The following is a 17,892-nucleotide window of genomic DNA, read 5'->3' on the forward strand; positions in this document are numbered from 1 at the left end:
CAACTCTCGTGAACAACCAAGTCGGCCCGGACATAAGCGCTACGTGACAACAGAAAGCCGGCCTCAGCGACCGGTTTATGGAGGCGACTAGCTCGCGCGCTGCGGCGTAGCTTTCAGCGTCAGTAGGAGGGCGCTCAGGCGTCGTCTTTGACAAACTTCCAGACCGGGATGCCGAGCTTCTTGGCCTTATCGACGAGGTTGTCCTGGATGCCTGTGCCTGGGAAGTGCAGGACTCCGATTGGCATGATCTCCAGCATCGCATCGTTGCGCTTGAATGGTGCAGCCTTCGCATGTTTCGTCCAGTCCGGCCTGAAGGCGATCTGTGGAACCTTGCGATTGCCGGCCCATTTTGCAGCGATCAATTCGGCTCCTTTCGGCGAGCCGCCGTGCAGCAGAACCATATCAGGGTGTTTTGCATGCACTTTGTCGAGGCCATCCCAGACGAGTTTGATGTCGTTGAAATCGAGTCCTCCGGTGAGCGCGATCTTCGGCCCGGGAGGGAGCATTAGCTCGGTTTCGGCCCTGCGCTTTGCAGCCAGAAAGTCGCGGCTGTCGATCATGGCGGCAGTGAGGGTACGATGGCTGACGACTGAACCAGAGCGCGCCCGCCAGGGCGAGCCGGTATGAACTTCGAAATTCTCGGCAGCCTGGTCACGAAAGAACTCTAAGGCGTTGCGGCGTTCGATGAGGGTGATACCTTCCGCGATGAGCCGTTCGAGCTGGACGGATCGCACTTCCGAGCCGTTCTGCTCGCGTTGGCTTCTCTGCTGCGCTTGCTCGTTGCCGTCGAGCTCACGTTCGACGCGGTCCGTCGCACGATGGAAGAGGTTGACGGTCGACCAAAGCAAATCCTCAAGGTCCGGCTCTAGGCGCGTGTCATTCAAGGTCGAGACAAGCGCATCGAAGATGTCGGCGATGGCGCCGGTGATCGCATTTCGTTCGGGCAGCGGCCGTGGATCGGGTTCGTCGTGCAAAGGACGGAAGCCAAAGAGCTGAAGTTCGGCAAAAGCCCGATCGGTCGGGGATGAACCGTGGGGCTCGAATTGCGGATCGTCGTTGTCGGTCGTCATGGTTGAGGTCCTTCGCCGGATCGGCCGCGACCATCGCGGCCTTCGCGGCGATCATCTGACGGCGAGCGGCACGGACCAGAACCCAAAGCGAAGCGTCGGGCCGAAGCGGAGCGGAGGATGGCAGAGACACGGCTATTTTGTTTCGCGATGCAAAGGCGCGGAACGCGCCGGCGGAAAATAGCCGCGGCTTCTGCCATTGCAGGGCCATGTCGCTTGCCGTCCGATCGCCTCTAGAAGGCCAGGGAGCAGCCCTAGCCGCGGGAACGACACCAACGGACCGATCATCAGCTGTATCACAGCCCAGCTACATTCAACCAGTCTCAAGCGATTGGGAGGCATCTAGCGCAGAAAGACCTGTGCGGCGACCGAATTCGTCCAATTGATGCTGGCACATCTTCCGCCCAAAGCAGAACGCTGGCCAAGAGATTTCGACATGTTCATCTGAGGATCGGGCACCTGACAGATGCGGTTGCCCCTTTCGGGAATCACGGTATGAAACATCGCGCTCTCGTAAGCAGGCTTTCGCGGGGAGTCGACGGACAAAATCAAGCGCCTCGCAATGGCCGCGCTTGGCCAAGCGATTGAGCCGATTGTAGATTGTTGTGTAAGGGTTACAGCCGTTAAGGGCTGACAGGCATCAGCGCGACCTCACAGAGACCGTAGTCGGGAGACCTTGGGTTGCAGCCGGGCCCATGAAGCGGGCGACATCCTGCGGAGTAAACTGGAGCTGCAAGGCTGAGCGTAGCTCGCCGAGACCTAACGTTTGCAGGTCTTCGTTGAAGTCTGAAAGCCGAGGTGATAACGCAATCGCCTCGATGCCAGCCTCCATAGCTCGCTTGGTTAGGCCCGCTACAGCGAGATCGCCGGCCCTATCGGCATCGCGTGCAATGTAGAGCCGGCGGAGCGTCAGCGGAAGCAACATGGAGGCAAGATGGTTTGCGGAAAGCGCCGCAGCCATGGGCATCGCCGGAGCTGCGCAGCGAAGCGAAAGCATCGTCTCGATACCCTCTCCCGCCGCCAGCACATCATCGGCTGCACCGAATCGGACCGCGTTGCCGAGAAGGTTGCCCAAGGCACGCCGAGGCGTGTCGATTGGCGCCTTTCCGAGACGCACGCGATCGAAGCCGTCAGGATCGAGCCAGGTGCGATGCACGCCAGTGATCCGAGCTTTGAGGTCCGTGACACGGGCAATCAACGCCGGCCAGATCTCCGTCCCCGCATCGGACCGGTAGTAGCAGCGCGGGTGGAAGCGCAGCTCACCATCGTCGCTCAAAGGCGCAATGCCTCGCTTGCGCAAATAGGCTTCGCCGAGAGTTCCGGCGATCGGCTGCGACATGGCGAAGAGGCGCGCCGCCGCATGGGAAGAACCGGCCAGTGCTCTGTTGTGTGCAACCTTGGCTGATGGGGCAGGATCCGATCGAGGCAAGTTGAGAAATCGCCGCGCCTCATCTGCGACGTCGCGGAAATCGAGAAGCCCGCAGCTTTCGCGGATGATGTCGAGGAGGTCGCCATGTCGATTCGTTGCGGCGTCTGTCCATTTTCCGGCCGGCCCCTTGCGCGAGGCAGTCAGTCGCACGAACATGGAACGCCCTGGTGTGTTGCGAGCATCGCCGACCATCCAATAGCTGCCTTGGCGCCGGCCGTTGGAGAGATAGTAGCGGCACACGGCCTCGGCTTCGCGCGCGAGATGATGTGCCAGATCGAGCGGCTGGCGTGCCATCACTCGGCCTTCCGTTCGGCGCCCAACTCGAGCTGATTGCGCGCAAACTCCTTAGAGGCCTCCCCAGCTCCGGTCGCATTTGCGGCAATTGATATTCGCGGCTTATAGGAGCTGATCTCGTGGAAGAGGTCGTCGTCCGGCATCGTGTCGTTGAACCAGGAACGTTCAATTCGCTTGGCATCATCCATCACCCCCGCGCGACGGAGCTGGAGACCTTCTGCGAACTCAAGAACGCTCGGCCGGTCAATCACCGTAAACGCGGCGTCTGCCGTCATTGACCGTACATCGGGTGAGGCAATCTGTATTGCATAGGACTCGTCAAAAACGATCACTCCGTCCAAGTCAAAGTCCAAACATTTCACAATTTTCCCGACGCGCGAAATCTTCCCGCCTCGTGGATCGGCGCACGGCGTGGCGTAGGTTATAAAGAGGACGCCTTTGGCGAGGCGGATCAGCGAGCCCGGGCGGAGCCGCGAGAAAAGCGCGATGAATAGCAGCTCCATGCCCAGCAGGGCGAGTTCACGCTGCGCGTTCTCGATCAAATTGTCTGGCTTGTTAATCCACACGTCGCGACGCCTTCCCAACACCAAATTGTCGATCAAAGTGCCGCCGACCTGGCGCTGTGTCGAACACTGCTCAAGCGTGGGATTATCTTCGCGGTGGCGGGGGTCGGTCGCGAGAAGCTCCCGGATGCTCCAAAGCATCGCCGACAAGGAAATCGTCCATTCAGCCTTCGCCCGAATGAGCAAGCCATATTTGCGAAAGGACAGGATGGCGGCCTCCTCCCAGGCATCATAGGCGGTTATCCGAACCCTTGGGCCGATCGCGGCGATGAGACCGAAACCAATCTCCATGGCGCTACCCAAGATCAAGGCGAGGAATGGGCCGCGCTCAAGGCTTGGAAGTAGAAGGCGGGCTACACGGCGAACAGAAGAGGCTGCCGCGGGCGAGAACGTTAGGGCAGCCGCGGCCGTAGACTCGGATGGCTTGAGCATATGAAACACCTGGGGAGAGCGGTGGGGATCGAGCCGCCGGCGCTCTCTCGTGATCCGACGGGCTCAAACGAGCCCGTCCTCCCTCTTCCTCTCCATCAGAGGAGCCGCTCAAACGCCCTCGCCTGGCACCTCCCGGATCCGACACAGCAGACTTTCTCGTGATCCCTGAGACTATGGAATGCCGCGCGAAGCGCCATCCGTCGGGGCCACCGCGATTGGTTTCCACTCCTCTGCCGGTTTACGTGCCAATCCGGACTGCAGCTGCCAACGAGGAGGACAGCTAAAAGCACGAGACGCAGGTAATTTCCTATGTGAGCGTTCGATTTCTAATGTTTAGGAGAACTATACGAAGGTTTGTAATGCGCCTTTTTCGGCTATGCTGATATCGGCGACCGACGTAGAAAGCGCTCAGGAGCGTCTGTCCGGCGGCTCGAATAAATTGCTGGATTTTTGTCTGATCATTAATCACTCCCGCCAAAAGGGCCGGACGGCTACAAGCATGTTTAACCAGCTCACGACGTTGGGACGTTCGTCGACGCAGTTTATTTTGGCTAGCATTACGCTCGCGGCGCTGACGCTAGCTTCCTTGTATATTCACAGCCCTTTCGCAGCCACAGCGTTTGTCTATCTGGTGGTGATCTTGCTGTTTTCGCTGATTGGCAGCTTCATCGCATCGTTGGTGCTTTCCATAGTCGCCGTCGGCGCTTTAGTCTACGTGTTCACGCCGCCCACGTTCAGTCTCCAGATCGACGACCCCCATGACCTTTTGGTGGTTATCGCCTTCCTTACTGCGTCCATTGTCGGAACACACTTGATCGGAAAAATCCGCTACGAAAGGGAAGCTGCGCGTGAGGCCGCTGCCAAGCTAAGGGAGAGCGCGGCCGATCTGCGCAACCGAGAGAAACTTTGGCGCGCAATCTTTGAGCATAATCCGGCCATGTACTTCATGGTCGATGAAGCCGGAACGGTCCTTAACGTCAATACTTTCGGCGCAACTCAACTTGGCTATACGCCTGCGGAACTGATCGGCCTATCGATATTGCGAGTCTTTCTGAAGGACGATCGTGAGGTCGTTCGCAAATGCATCGAGGCGTGTCTTACAGATATCGGCCAATCGCGAACGTGGGACATCCAGAAGGTCAGGAAGGACTGCTCGGTGTTGTGGGTGCGCGAAAACGCCAAGGCCATGGTGTGGGCCGACGATAAGCCCATCGTCCTGATTGCTTGCGAAGATATCACCGAACAAAAGCGGACAGAACTTGCTCTGCAACGCAGCGAAGCCCATTTGGCTCAGGCGCAGGAATTGAGCCACACTGGCAGCTTCGGGTGGAACGTGGCCACCGGCGAGGCCTTTTGGTCCAAGGAACACTTTCGGATATTCCAATATGATCCAGAGATAAAAATAACACCGCAACACGTCCTTGACCGCACTCACCCAGAAGACAAGGCTTCCGTCCAAGACACTTTGGATCGAGCGCTTCGAGGTGAGGATTTCGAGCACGAATATCGACTCCTGATGCCCGACGGCTCAATAAAGCACGTTCACGCGCTGGCACGTGCCACGAGAACCGCGTCCGGTGATATCGAATTTGTCGGGGCGGCAACGGACATCACGGCAGCAAAGCAGACGGAACAGCAACTGCGACGTAGCGAGGCCTATCTGGCCGATGCGCAGCAGCTCAGTCGCACGGGCACTTGGTCCTGGGACTGCAACCGTCGCTGTTTTGCGTATCGCTCCGCCGAAGTCAGTCGTTTGTTTGGCTTTGATCCGGAAGAGCCGGTAACCCTTGAGGCCATCCGGTCGCGTATACATCCAGACGACTTGCCGCTGCAGCAGGAAGTGCAACGTCAGGCTATTGAACAAAGAGCAGGAAACTTCGAATACGATTTCCGTATCTGTCTCCCCGACGGCGCGATACGGCACATACACGCTGTTGCGCACGCCGTGTTGGCAAGCGATGGCTCGACCGTCGAACTCATCGGAACGCATATGGATGTCACCGAGCAACACGCAGCCAGAGAAAGATTGGAAAACACCCTTGCTGCGCTACGCGAGAGCGAGCAGCGCTTTCGCGACTATGCGGAAACTGCTTCCGATTGGCTATGGGAGACCGGGCCAGACCACCGGCTCACCTTGTCGGAGCACACCGGCCCTACGGGCCTCTTGGCAAAAGCGGTCATCGGCCTGCCTCGCTGGGAGATTGCGTGCGACGTTGAGGAAGAACCCGAGAAGTGGCGGCAGCATCAGGCGACGCTAAATGCTCGTCTGCCATTTCGCGATCTGATCTATCGCGCCATAAGCAGGACCGGGTCACCGGTCTACTTCCAGACCAGCGGCAAGCCCTTTTTTGATGTAGGCGGCAATTTTCTGGGCTACCGCGGCGTCGCCACCGATATCACGGCGAAAATTCGCGCCGATCAGGCTGAACAAGAGCTGCGAAAGGCACAGGCGGATCTTGCGCATGTGACCCGCGTGACGGCGCTGGGGGAACTGAACAGCCTCCATCGCCCACGAAGTGAACCAGCCGCTCGCAGCCATAATCAGCAACGCCGATGCGTGCCTCGGCTGGATACGTCGCGAAACTCCCGATATTTCCGCCGCGCGCAGATCGGTGGAGTGGATCATTGATGACGCGATGCGGGCGAGCGAGGTGATCCGCAGGGTCCGCACACTTGCGAAGAAAGGTGATATCGAGATGGTAGCGCTCGACATTAATGAGGTCGTGAACGAAGCTATCGCGCTGGTAACACGTGAGCTGATCAATCATCAAGTGACCTTGCGAACTGAGCTGGCGCCAACACTTCCCACGATTCTCGGTGACCGGGTTCAGCTGCAACAGGTGATCATCAATCTGGTGATGAACGGAATTGAGGCCATGCAGGCAGTTGACGACCGGACGCGTGAACTGGTGATTCAGTCATCCAGAGACAATAAGGGGCGCGTGCAGCTCTCCGTGACTGATAGCGGCGTCGGCATCGCTGAGGATGATAGGGTCCGCATCTTAGATCCGTTCTTCACCACCAAATCTACTGGCCTTGGAATGGGTCTGTCGATATGTCGTTCGATCGTAGAAGCTCACGGAGGCCGCCTGTCGATCGTCCGCAAGCAAGAGCCGGGCGCGACCTTTCAATTTGCCCTGCCGGTCGTGTCGTGATTGGAATTTGACTAACCGCGCGAAAGAAGGCCAATCGGCCGACAAGTACGATCGTGTTTGTTGTCAAAGCCAAATGGCTCGATGCCTCGATCCGACGAGCTTTTTACTCGGTGGGTCTGGATATCGCCGCATTCGGATCGACCCACGGAATGCTGCAGAACAGGCTTTCGGATCTTATTAGTCATCGATTCTCGACATCCGACTGCCACGACCGAGTGAGCTTCTATCTGAGCTGGCCAGAGTTGAACATTCACGCCCCATGAGCTTCAGGCCCAGGAATGCGAAACGTTCGAACGGATCGCATAGCATCGAGGCCGAGCAGACGATCACGAAGCCGAAGCCTTATGAGACTTTAAGGCCTCGCGAGCAAGCACCGCTGACACTGGCCGCGACCGGTCTAATGAACAAGCAAATAGCTGCGAGCTCGGGCTGGCCGAGTTGGGCATCAGAACCAATTCTGGGGGTTACCCGCAAGACCTCGTCCGGGCGCGACGTTCTGCAGCTGCGCGACAGCCGGTTTCACCGGAGGAGCCGCTCCGAGGCTCTGCACTATTTTGCAGCTCCATATCAGCGGGCCTCTCCAGCCAGCGCGGTGAGAAGCCTTTGCGACGAGGAGTGGCTCTCGACCGATTAACTTTGTGAACCAACGCTCGCGAGCTGCCGACGGTCGCGGATTACGATCTCGCGCTGACTTGTTCCGAAGAAATTGAGGACTCCGTGCCTGTGCAGCTGGGACACGGCGCGCGAAACAGTTCGAGCGTCAGGCCAAGGCACTCGGAGATATCGCGGCGGGACATGCGCATGGACAATGGGCCGGACGCGGCAGATCGCTCGTCATTTCAAGCAAAAAGGCCGCCGCCACCTTCTCCAGCGTCCAAGCACAAGCATATGGTTTCTCGGCGTGCTGCAGATTTTTAGCGGTCATCCTGAGCAAATTGTGGAGAACGACCGCATCGTTCTCGGGCGCGTCCTGGTGCGCCTGATCAAGCGAACCGTAGTCTCGACGACTGCCTCTGCTGTGAACCGCGGCTCCGACCATTCTCAAGTCTGGAGAATATCGCGCACCAGATGAAACGCACAAATCTGGCGGCGACCGCTCGAAAGCAGCTTGTAGGTGCGAACCCGCACCTTTGGTAACCTTATACATCATACGCAGAAGGCTCTTTCTCGCCGTAAATCTGTTTGCCCTTACTGTACGTCAACTCACCCGAGTTGACGCTCAGATTTGAGCTGCTTGTAATCGCTGGGTCAGAAGCGAGTTGGAGCGAGGCGCTCTGTGGTTAGTGGTGAGCAAGAACATGGGGCACTCCTGAGCTAGGCCGAATGCAGTTTGCATGTGCAATCTTGTGTGTCCGATGAGGATCTTACTCAATGATTGTACCCAACATCCCTGCAAAGGTGGCGCCACTGCAGCCAAACTATAGCGTTGCCGCGTGGCGAGTCCGCAACGTAATTCTGCAGAGCCTATAATAAGTACATCGCCTCACGTCAGGCTTGTGGCGCCAATCAGCGCCGCTGCCGCCCCGCGAAGTCCCAGTGATCAAACGCGATAAGACCAACGAAGAAAGAGGGCGCTAACGCAACAATATAGAGCTGAGATGCGGTGTCTCGCTTGGCGCTGGGCCTTGCTGAGATAGAGGATCCTACGGCGTCAGGCAACGGCACATAGCCGACAGCGGTCGTCACCAAGAAAGCTGGCTGGGAGGAGCTCACAATCGGACTGAAGATTCTCGAAGGCATTCGCGGTCCACCAGTATTCATGCACTAATCCTGCTGCTTCTGGCAAGAATATTGCAATTCCAGCGAATGTGCGCTCGAGGCTGACAAGGCTCACACGGATCGTGTTACGAGCACGACATCGCCGTGTTCGTTTGCGTACTCGACCGTCGGTCGATTGACACAAAGTGGCGGCCATTGAGATTCATCTAACGGTCGCGCCGCATGCACGCGCTTACTGTGGATTGGCTTGTTATGGGAATGAACAGCCTTCTTGCTTCGTCGCCCTTGATGCCGGCCTCCGGCCTCGGCTAAATTGAGTTGCCTCAATTGGAGATACTGCAGTGGCAATGGGTACTGTGAAATGGTTCAACGCGACCAAAGGTTACGGCTTTATCAAACCAGACGATGGTGGCCCAGACATCTTCGTGCACGTTAGTGCCGTTGAAAAAGCCGGCCATACCGGCCTGGCGGAAGGCGCCCGAATTAGTTACGAGCCGAAGGCCGGTCGTTCCGGGAAGCTTTCTGCCGAAAACCTCCGAGTTGGATGAGCTCGTCGGCAGGGACGGCAAAAGGCGAACTGATCGGTCCCCCGGTCGGTCTCGATCAAGAAGAAAGAGCAATCTGGCCCCATCGCACACGCCGTGCCACTGTGGCCGCCTCCTCGTCGACCGACGCGATTGCGATGTGCTAAGGCCGCCGAGGATCTGTACGATGATTTGCGGCAGCGGCCAGGCTCATCAACAGGCGCAAACCGCGCGGCAGCCCTGTGCAGGAGATTGGCAGAAGCCTGCGTCCTTCGGACCATCGCAGTCACCTCAAATGAAGAAGCGCAGCGGGCGAGCGAGGGGACAAACGGGAAATTTGGGATCAACATACAACGTTCAGGCTCGCAGCCCTCGACGTGAATAGGGGAAGAGGCATGCACTCCGATGAATTGCTGGGGTATCGTTTCGCGGGGCACGGCCTAAACGACTAGAAAACTGGTTCTAGCGGGGCATCAGAGAGACGGCCTGCCGAATTAGACGAGATATCTTGAGAATTTAGAGGCAACACGGATTTGGTGTTTCATGGACGAGGATTTCTATCGAGCTCGGGCTTCGCAAGTCCGTGACATTGCAGAAAGGGCTGATCCGTTTACCAAGCAACGTCTCTTGAAGCTTGCCGATCAATATGAACTCAGAGCGCGTAACCCTTCGCGTGCTTCCCGCTCCACAGCCCGACCAATTCCGCTTCCGTTTGCGCAAGAGGATGGCAAGACCTGAGCGGCAAACCCATCGTCAGATGGCGAAGCGCTAGCGATTAGCTGCAGTCTCCAGAGCCAAACTTTGGCTGGCATACCCTGGTCGCACCGCCACTGCGTCTTTATGGCCGAGCTCATGCAGCGCTGTGCTCGGCTCGAAGTAGGCTTGCGGCGGCGGCACCTGCACATTTCGATACATGGAAAGCACCATCACCGCCAATGCCGATCGCGTTGATCAGGGCTTCGACAGCTGGCTGACCATTCCCTGCGGCCGAGAAAGATGTGACCACGATTTCCGCAGCTAAGCTTCTCACTGATTGGCACTGAAGATGGCAAGGCGCGATACATGCTCGATCGTTTTAAGCAGCTGGAACAGCGTTGTGCCGCCTAGAATGCATAATCCATTCTCTCGCGTGCAGTGCAGTTGCGGTCCGGACGAGTGACAGAGCGACAACGGTTCGTCCGCCGCCACCAACCTGAAGCACCTCCGATGCCGCTTCGGCTTGACGGCACACCATAGCCGCAGACCTCGGAACGCACAATCGAGCCGCGGCACCCAACCACCGCATCAGCAGCGACGCTCGATGCTCGAGGCTATGCTCTTTCGCCGCGTCACACCAAGGCATGAGAGCGTTGCTACTTCCATTTACGATTGCCTGTGATGGACGGGAATAGCAATTGCTTGACGTCATCAATTTGCGCCGAAGCCAGGATTCGTTCGGTAATCTTCCACCCGGCGCGCCTCACTCCATGCATCGCGCTACAATCTATTCGCGAGTTGGATACCTACCATAAATAAAATAGATTTTGCTGATCTTACCTGAAGCCCCATAAGTCATGGCCCGTTCTTTAGAAGGAGCAATCAGGAACTCGTGCGATTCGATTCTCTCTTCAGTCACCTCCTCACCAACTCGACCTGCTCGAGCACGTGGTGGGTTCACCGGAGTTCGTTGTCGATCGTAATTCGCTCAGGTTTTAGCGCAGTCTTTCGATAGGCGATGAAATGCGAATTCTCCTGGTAGATCGCGATGCGGCCTTTGTGCGAGCCGCCAAGGAAACGCTGTTGGTTGGCGGCTTTGCCGTCGATGTAATCCACACTCTTGACGAAGCGGAGACCGCGCTAGGTTGCGCCAGCTATCACATTCTCTTGCTCGAATTGGTTCTGCCGGATGGAAATGGCCTGGACTGGCTGAAACAGTTGAGACGCGAAGGATGTTCGATGCCCGCCATGATGATGAGCAACCTCAACGATCTCGGCACCCGGATTGCGATATTCAATGGTGGTGCCGACGATTTCCTGCCTAAGCCGGTGTCTCTCGATGAGCTCATTGCTCGCATGCGAGCCATTTTGCGACGATCGACGCAAATGACGGCACCCGTCGTTACCTTCGGCAACCTACATTTCGATCCTATCGGCCGGCAAGTCTCAGTTGGCGGTCGGCCCTTAAGAATTGCGCGCCGCGAAGTCTGCATTCTTGAACATCTGCTCAGCCGAGCAGGCCGCACCGTGCCGCGAGCGTCGCTGGAGGAAGGCCTCTATACGTTTGACGACGAAGTCTCGACCAATGCCTTAGAAGTGGGGATCTATCGATTGCGCACACATTTGAGCAAGTCGGGTGCGACGCTACGGATCAAAACCGCGCGCGGCGTCGGCTACGCGCTTGAACTGAAGAACGATCCGCTGCCTTGCCGATCAAACTTGAAAACGAATCTCCCTTGAAGTTCGCTCCTGATCCCCGCAGCAGTCGATGGCCGAGCGCCGTCACGGCTGCCATTCTTCCCTGCCTTCTGTATGCCGTCTGCACGCTCCCTCTCGTGCTGCCCCCCACTTGCGCAGCTCAGATAAAGCGGGACACTGATCAGGGGACGCCGCGCGCGACGGCTGACAGCCTTAGCGGAACCTTGAATCTTTCCTCCTCTCAGGGCAAGACCGTTCATCTTCCGGCGGCGGCGGCCAGCATATTTGTTGCCGACCCAACGATAGCCGACTACCAGGCGCCGTCGAACACGACCATCTTCGTCTTTGGAAAAAAGTCGGGACGGACCAGTCTGTTCGCTTTGAACGACAAGGGAGAGGCGTTAGCCGAGTTTCGTGTTGTTGTTACCCAGCCTGTGGAGGATTTGCGTGCCGCACTGAAGGCCGAGCTCGGGGACTATCCGATCCAAGTCACCTATACGCCACGCGGCGCTATTCTTAGCGGGACAGCGCCCAGTGCCGACGTCGTTGAGCGCGCCAAGAAGATCACCGAGCAGTTTCTCGGTGCGGGCGCGCTGGTCGTCAACAAGGTCCAGGTGGCCGGCTCATTACAGGTGAATCTGAGCGTGCGCGTGGCCGAGGTCTCGCGCAGCGCCATGAAGGAGCTTGGCATCAACCTCTCTGCATCGGGTCAAAACGGCGCGATCTCTTTCGGATTTAGCAGTGGCAAACCTGGCGGTTCCGGTGCGAGTCGGGGTGGCGGAACGGCAAGTATCGGAGTCGGCGTTGGCAGCATGAACATCAGCGCTGTTCTTGACGCACTCGCCAACGAGCACCTCGCGTCGGTACTAGCGGAACCAAATCTTACCGCGATGTCCGGCGAATCAGCAAGCTTCTTGGCAGGCGGCGAATTCCCAATTCCGGTCATGCAGGACAATCGTCAAGTCTCAGTTCAATTCCGTCAATTCGGAATCAGCCTGGAGTTCGTTCCGACCGTTCTCAGCAACAATCAGATCAATATCCACGTCAAGCCTGAAGTCAGTGAGTTATCGAAAGAAGGTGAAGTCAATATCAATGGAATGTCTCTGCCCGGCCTCTCCACGCGACGTGCCAGTACTGTCGTCGAGCTTGCCAGCGGTCAAAGCTTTGCAATCGGCGGGCTCATCAGGCGCAATTTCAACACCGACATCAGCACTTTTCCTGGGTTAGGCGATGTCCCGATCCTTGGTGCGCTGTTTCGGTCCTCCTCATTTCAGAAGCAGGAGACGGAGCTTGTCATCGTCGTTACCCCTTACATCGTGCGGCCAGCATCGTCTGCCGCCAAGATAAGCGCGCCGACTGACCGCCTCCGGCCGCCATCAGACGGGGGGCGCATTTTGACGAATACGTTGGCGAGTTCCCCGCGAAGCCGCGACGCTCCCCGCACCGAACCAGACGCGACCGGCGGAGCCGGCTTTGTTATCGAATGAGGACCGCTAATGACCTTGCGAAACCTGGGCCACTTGATCGCTGTGGCGGCAACCGTAGGCGGATGCACACATAATGCTGCGATCTATTCTGGGCCGACTGATCAAGCGATCCAAGTGGAGCAGAAGACCAGTATCTTGCGACTACAGAGCCTTCGTCGCGCCGAGAGGTATGGTCTGCGTAATTTCATTGCGAATGCCAGCCGCGGTCGGCGGGATGCACTCCATCTGGACGTCAGTGGCTCCCCCGGCTCATTACACAGGTGGCTCATGAGGCCCGCGCGATGGGCGTTCCCGCCTATAATATTCGCCTGTCCGCTTCCCCCGTAGATCTGCCCAGCCATTTCGGTGTCAAAATCGAGGCGATCATTTACGAAGCACGTCCTCCGCTCTGTCCATCCCTTTCAATCATCGGCCCTTCAGTAGACGACAATTCTTTCAATCCAACGCTCGGCTGTTCGATCCGCAATAACCTCGCAGTCACGGTCAACGATCCCGGCGACTTGCTCGAGAACAGAGCTATCTTGCCAACCAGTGGTGACCGTGCGGTGCTTCCCCTTACCGCACGGGGAGGTCTCGCCGCAGGCAACAAGAGCAACTTGGAAGGTGACACTCATAATAGCGTTGCGTCAGAAGCCCAATGAGCACTCTTGAGGGCTGAGCAGCAAGAGCATTGGCGATACTCTGGCGGCCAACATCTGCAGAAGCCACGATCTGCTTCCGCCTTTCCCGACGACGTCACTTACAGATCAAGTTGCGACTGGGCGTCTTTGACTGAAAACGCCCGAATGCATCGCTTTGCCGCGCCAAGCTAGACCAGGCCAGCGGCAAAGACTGCCTTTGCAACCCCCTCGAAACAGTCCATCGGAACGGCCTTCCCCATTATTCCCTTTCGGATCAGCTGACGCGCCAAAGCGGGTTCCTGCATAATGCTCAGATGCAGAGCCCTCGCCTGATCAAGCAACTGTGAAGCAAGTTCGTCCTCGCCGCGGCACACCAAAACCGGGACTCCGGTCTGCCCACGAACGTAGCGCAGTCCAACCAACATCGCGGGGCCCGTCAGTATCAATGTGGCCCGATTCGACTCCGAGCGGCGGCTCACTCGCCAATTCCCGACGAAGCCGACGGTGTTCGCCCTTTACATGTGGATTGCCTTCCTGTTCCTTTAAACTCGCGCTTCGCTTCACTCTCCGTCATGCGCATGTCACGCAAGAATAACCAGCGCTGAATTAGCAGATCGGTCAAGCCGCCGATCAGAAATGCCCCAGCAGCAATCTCCATTAAAAATTTGAGCTCTTTGAATACAAAGCTAAAACAACCCAAACCGCAGACAGGCAGGTACACCAGCGCCTTCCAACTTGCGACTGAGGTGAAAAACAGCGTTATGCCGAGAACGAACACTTTGATCAACGACTTACCAAGCTCGACAAGCGACTTCTGAGAGACAATCCGTTTCAGCCCTTTGATGGGATCCAATTTCTCAAGGCTTGGTTTCAGCGGCTCCACGGAGAACGTCAGCCCACCAGCAGCCAAGACACTGGCTAGAATGGCTGCAGCCACGGCCGCTCCAATGATTGGGGCAACGCTAGTCAACGAAAGTTCGATCAATCCGACCAGTGCCTGCTGGACCGCACTGTTGAAGGGCTGCCCCTGCAGCTTGTCGACGAGCCGCACCCCTTCACGCCATGCGTCCTCGATCGCGCCCGCTCGGAAACATAGGCAGCCGAAAGCGGCGCAAATGCTGAGCGCGCTCACAAAATCGGCGCTGCGCGGGATCTGTCCCTTCTTACGCGCCTGCCGTAGCTTCTTAGGAGTTGGCGGAAGCTTCTTCTCTTCGCTCGAGTCGTTCATTTTAAGAACTTCCCGAGCCACTCCAGCACTCCGTAGGACTGGATAATCTCCGTTCCCATGTATTCAATGAGGAAGACGGTGTAACTCACCATGATGATGCCAAAGGCGGCGTTCTTGATGGTAGGAGAGAGGTCGTTCAGCTTAATTTGCGGCGCAAACCGCCCGAGCAACATGAGAGATACCTCAATCAAGAGGAGCAGAGCCAGCACGGGTCCGGAAACTAGCAGGGCCGTGTGCATGATATGATCGAGAAGCGCTACAAATTCCATTGCCCCTTGCATTGTTAGGGGAGGTAGTAGCCGGTACACGGGCCAGATCAGATAGCTGCCATAGAGGCACCGAACCATCGTCTGTAGACCTCCAGACACAACGAAAATCGTAACCGCAGCAGTTCCGAGAAAGAGACCCGTGGCGGAGGCCTGGCTGCGTGTCGCAGGATCGTCCAACTGGCTTGAAACACTCCGCTGCGTGTCAATGATGTCGCCAACTGCCTGGATGCTCCATAGCGGTATACTTAGTAACATCCCGAACAGTAGGCCGATGAATATCTCTTTGAGACCGAGGAACGCGACCGCGGCCAGACGGGTGGCCGGATCTAGGGTCTGCAGACCGGCCTTGACATGCGCAAGGCATGGCAGTCCGATCACGATCGTCAAGCTTGCGCGGATCATCCCGCTAATCTGCGGCCGCGTGAATACGGGAAGCACCAACATAATGCCTAAGGCCCGCGCAGCACTAAGGCCCGCTGCAACGACGAACTCGACAGCAGTCTGGATTAGAGCTTGCGCCTCGGTGGGTGACAAAGCATGCATTCGCGGTGCCCGTTGTTCGCTTCAGCTGATCTAACCGGCTCCGCTCGCCGTGCCTTAACGTTTGGCGCCAGCAAGCCGCAGATAATCGGCGGCGTTCGTTCTATGAGCGCTCAACGAGAGCACCGACCGAACTGCTGTCCTGCACGGTAGGCCGACGATCTCGATACTCTCATGCTCGCTCGATAAACTGGCCAACTAGCTTTGGTAATTCACCGGTGATGCCGATGGCCGGTTTTGTCCTCACAAACTCGGCCTTCGGTTCCGCACTAATACCTCGATGTGAGAGAGGGGAACTCAGTGAAGATATGCTGGGCTTGTTCGATAAGCGGCGCGCTCAGCACCGGAGAAAACAGAACGAGCACGGCGACGACGACGAGGAGCTTCACGGTTAGGGGCAAGGTTTGATCCTGGAGCTGCGTTGCCGCCTGTATGATGCCAACAACCAATCCGGCCACGAGAGCTGCTAGGAGCGGTGGCAGAACCCAGATCATGAAGAGGACGAGCGATCGGGTCAAATGCGTGAGGATGCTGGCCTCGTCCATATTAACCTCCGGGCGTGGCGTAACTTAACACCAACCCGTGCATGAGACGCGACCATCCGTCGATCGTGACGAACAGAAAGAGCTTAAAAGGAACAGATATCATTGTGGGCGATACCATTGACATGCCCATGGCCATCAGAATCGTCGTTACAATCAGATCAATCGTGATGAATGGAAGATAGAGAAGGAAGCCGATTTCAAAGGCACGCTTCAATTCCGAGATCAGAAAGGACGGTACAAGGATCGCAAAATCATCCGCTGTCGCGTTTCCCCGCATCTCCTCTGACCAAACATGTTCTGTAGATGACAGGAAGAACGTGCGCTGCTCCTCATTGGTGAACTTTTTCAGGTGAGCGCGGAGCGGCTCGCTTCCCTCCTTAGCGGCTGCCGCCCAGTCATCGAGCGTTTGGTAGTGAAGTTGCGGGGCGGTAACGCGGTTGTAGATCTGCTCCAGCACTGGAGCACCAATGAAGACTGTAAGGATCAATGCAGCGCCATACAGAACGATGTTCGGGGGTATGGATTGGGTCCCGAGCGCGTTACGCACGAGGAAGAGAACGACGGAAACTTTTATGAATGCCGTGGTCGTGACGACTGCGAAAGCCAGCAGACCGAGGCCGACCGTCACTGCGAGAAGCGCAAGGATGCCTGGCTGAATGTCAGTCATTGACCGCCAACCCACCACGTAGCCTGATAGCCAATTCCTCCCCGACACGCACGATGTCGCCGTGGCCGATCAATCGACCATTGGCAACAATGTCAACAGGACGGTCAACGGGACGGCCAAGTTCGAAGACATGCCCTTCGTTGACGCTTCTCAACGTACCCAGCGGGATAGGCCAGCGGCCGCATTCGAACACGAGCGTAATCTCAATACTGTCGATGTCGGTTTCCGAGGGCAAGGTCGATGGCTGGGTTTGGGGTCGTGTCGTCATATATGCACTCTTTAGAGGGTGGGGTTGCAGGCGGAAGGGCCCCCGCAAGATCAGTCTGTCGCCAGCAATCTCCGCCGGCGCCCACAATTTGTCCGCAGTCAGGATGACCTGACCGCTCGCAAAGGGAATGACGTCAGGCAACAGCGCATCGCCAGTTTGTGCTTGGCGAACAAGCCCGACGGACACGCGCAGCGAGCCAATCTCGCTGGCAACCATGATGGGCAACTCCGGGAAAGCTTGCGCATTTCTCGGGGCAATTGGCGAAGCAACTCGCCTAACTTACAGAACGCAGCCAGAACCGGACCGTCAAGAGACGAGAATAGGAACAGCCGCGCCTTGCCCGCGAGCGCCCCGTAGACGATGTCGAGTTCCAGATAAGGGCCTTGCGTAGTTGCTTCGTCGATGCGGATAATTTGCAAATCCCGCGCTAGCAGATCCTCAAGTCGAGTGAGCCATGGTTCAAGCGCAAGTTCGAGGACGAGCGAGCGGGTTGGGTCCGAAGGTAAAGTGAGGCCATGCTGCACTGTCGAAATCAATGCCTCCGCCAGCGGGCGCGGCACCGACAAGACGGCCATTTCGGCTCCGACGCGAAATATCCAGTCAAGCATCGGCGCAGTCGATGGATGCGCCTGCCACACAAGCCGGTTAATACATATCGAGACCGGCGTATCGCCAAGGCGGCTCTTCAGAA

11 protein-coding genes and 3 pseudogenes are annotated in these 17,892 nt (G+C 57.4%); 5 read left to right on the forward strand and 9 right to left on the reverse strand.

Annotation, left to right across the window (positions count from 1 at the left end):
- Positions 1 to 134 precede the first annotated feature (134 nt).
- From ACSKB8_RS04520 to ACSKB8_RS04530, 3 genes are all read right to left on the reverse strand, one after another.
- A complete protein-coding gene (locus ACSKB8_RS04520) occupies positions 135 to 1,070 on the reverse strand; it encodes a DUF2493 domain-containing protein (protein WP_438102800.1) in 936 nt (311 codons plus the stop codon).
- Positions 1,071 to 1,707: 637 nt separating this feature from the next.
- Positions 1,708 to 2,790 carry a DUF7146 domain-containing protein gene (locus ACSKB8_RS04525; RefSeq protein ID WP_438102802.1) on the reverse strand — a complete coding sequence of 361 codons (1,083 nt, stop codon included), beginning with the start codon at positions 2,788 to 2,790 and terminating at the stop codon, positions 1,708 to 1,710.
- Positions 2,790 to 3,644, reverse strand: a complete 855-nt coding sequence (locus tag ACSKB8_RS04530; RefSeq protein ID WP_438102804.1) for a strawberry notch-like NTP hydrolase domain-containing protein — start codon at positions 3,642 to 3,644, stop codon at positions 2,790 to 2,792. The genes ACSKB8_RS04525 and ACSKB8_RS04530 overlap by 1 nt, the downstream gene beginning before the upstream one ends.
- 640 nt (positions 3,645 to 4,284) lie before the next feature.
- Here ACSKB8_RS04530 and ACSKB8_RS04535 point away from each other — a divergent pair.
- Both ACSKB8_RS04535 and ACSKB8_RS04540 read left to right on the forward strand, forming a co-directional pair.
- Positions 4,285 to 6,940, forward strand: a pseudogene (locus ACSKB8_RS04535) (PAS domain S-box protein).
- Positions 6,941 to 9,000: 2,060 nt separating this feature from the next.
- Positions 9,001 to 9,207 (forward strand): cold-shock protein, encoded by a 207-nt coding sequence (locus tag ACSKB8_RS04540; RefSeq protein WP_438102806.1) that lies wholly within the window; start codon positions 9,001 to 9,003, stop codon positions 9,205 to 9,207.
- A gap of 744 nt (positions 9,208 to 9,951) precedes the next feature.
- Here the strand turns inward: ACSKB8_RS04540 and ACSKB8_RS04545 are convergent.
- A pseudogene (locus ACSKB8_RS04545) lies at positions 9,952 to 10,156 on the reverse strand (antirestriction protein ArdC); the annotation flags it as partial.
- 746 nt (positions 10,157 to 10,902) lie between these two features.
- On the opposite strand from ACSKB8_RS04545, the gene ACSKB8_RS04550 reads away from it, so the two are divergent.
- The 3 genes from ACSKB8_RS04550 to ACSKB8_RS04560 all read left to right on the forward strand — a co-directional run bounded on the left by ACSKB8_RS04550 (position 10,903) and on the right by ACSKB8_RS04560 (position 13,705).
- Positions 10,903 to 11,619 (forward strand): winged helix-turn-helix domain-containing protein, encoded by a 717-nt coding sequence (locus tag ACSKB8_RS04550; protein WP_438102807.1) that lies wholly within the window; start codon positions 10,903 to 10,905, stop codon positions 11,617 to 11,619.
- Positions 11,616 to 13,064, forward strand: a complete 1,449-nt coding sequence (locus tag ACSKB8_RS04555; protein ID WP_438110394.1) for a type II and III secretion system protein family protein — start codon at positions 11,616 to 11,618, stop codon at positions 13,062 to 13,064. Before ACSKB8_RS04550 ends, ACSKB8_RS04555 begins: the two co-directional genes overlap by 4 nt.
- A gap of 281 nt (positions 13,065 to 13,345) precedes the next feature.
- On the forward strand, positions 13,346 to 13,705 hold the full coding sequence (locus tag ACSKB8_RS04560; protein WP_438102809.1) for a CpaD family pilus assembly lipoprotein: 360 nt from the start codon (positions 13,346 to 13,348) through the stop codon (positions 13,703 to 13,705).
- Between the two features lie 167 nt (positions 13,706 to 13,872).
- Here the strand turns inward: ACSKB8_RS04560 and ACSKB8_RS04565 are convergent.
- From ACSKB8_RS04565 to sctQ, 5 genes and pseudogenes are all read right to left on the reverse strand, one after another.
- Positions 13,873 to 14,912: pseudogene (locus tag ACSKB8_RS04565) on the reverse strand (EscU/YscU/HrcU family type III secretion system export apparatus switch protein).
- Entirely contained in the window at positions 14,909 to 15,724 is an 816-nt protein-coding gene (gene sctT, locus ACSKB8_RS04570) for a type III secretion system export apparatus subunit SctT (protein WP_438102810.1), read from the reverse strand. The pseudogene ACSKB8_RS04565 and the gene sctT overlap by 4 nt, the downstream one beginning before the upstream one ends.
- Before the next feature lie 266 nt (positions 15,725 to 15,990).
- Complete coding sequence (locus tag ACSKB8_RS04575) at positions 15,991 to 16,266, reverse strand: EscS/YscS/HrcS family type III secretion system export apparatus protein (protein ID WP_438102812.1); 276 nt, start codon at positions 16,264 to 16,266, stop codon at positions 15,991 to 15,993.
- Between the two features lies 1 nt (position 16,267).
- A complete protein-coding gene (gene sctR / locus ACSKB8_RS04580; protein WP_438102814.1) occupies positions 16,268 to 16,933 on the reverse strand; it encodes a type III secretion system export apparatus subunit SctR in 666 nt (221 codons plus the stop codon).
- Complete coding sequence (gene sctQ, locus ACSKB8_RS04585) at positions 16,926 to 17,417, reverse strand: type III secretion system cytoplasmic ring protein SctQ (RefSeq protein WP_438102815.1); 492 nt, start codon at positions 17,415 to 17,417, stop codon at positions 16,926 to 16,928. Before sctQ ends, sctR begins: the two co-directional genes overlap by 8 nt.
- Positions 17,418 to 17,892 lie beyond the last annotated feature (475 nt).

The sequence above is a fragment of the Bradyrhizobium sp. BR 1432 genome, from assembly GCF_051547705.1.
Taxonomy (GTDB): domain Bacteria; phylum Pseudomonadota; class Alphaproteobacteria; order Rhizobiales; family Xanthobacteraceae; genus Bradyrhizobium; species Bradyrhizobium zhanjiangense.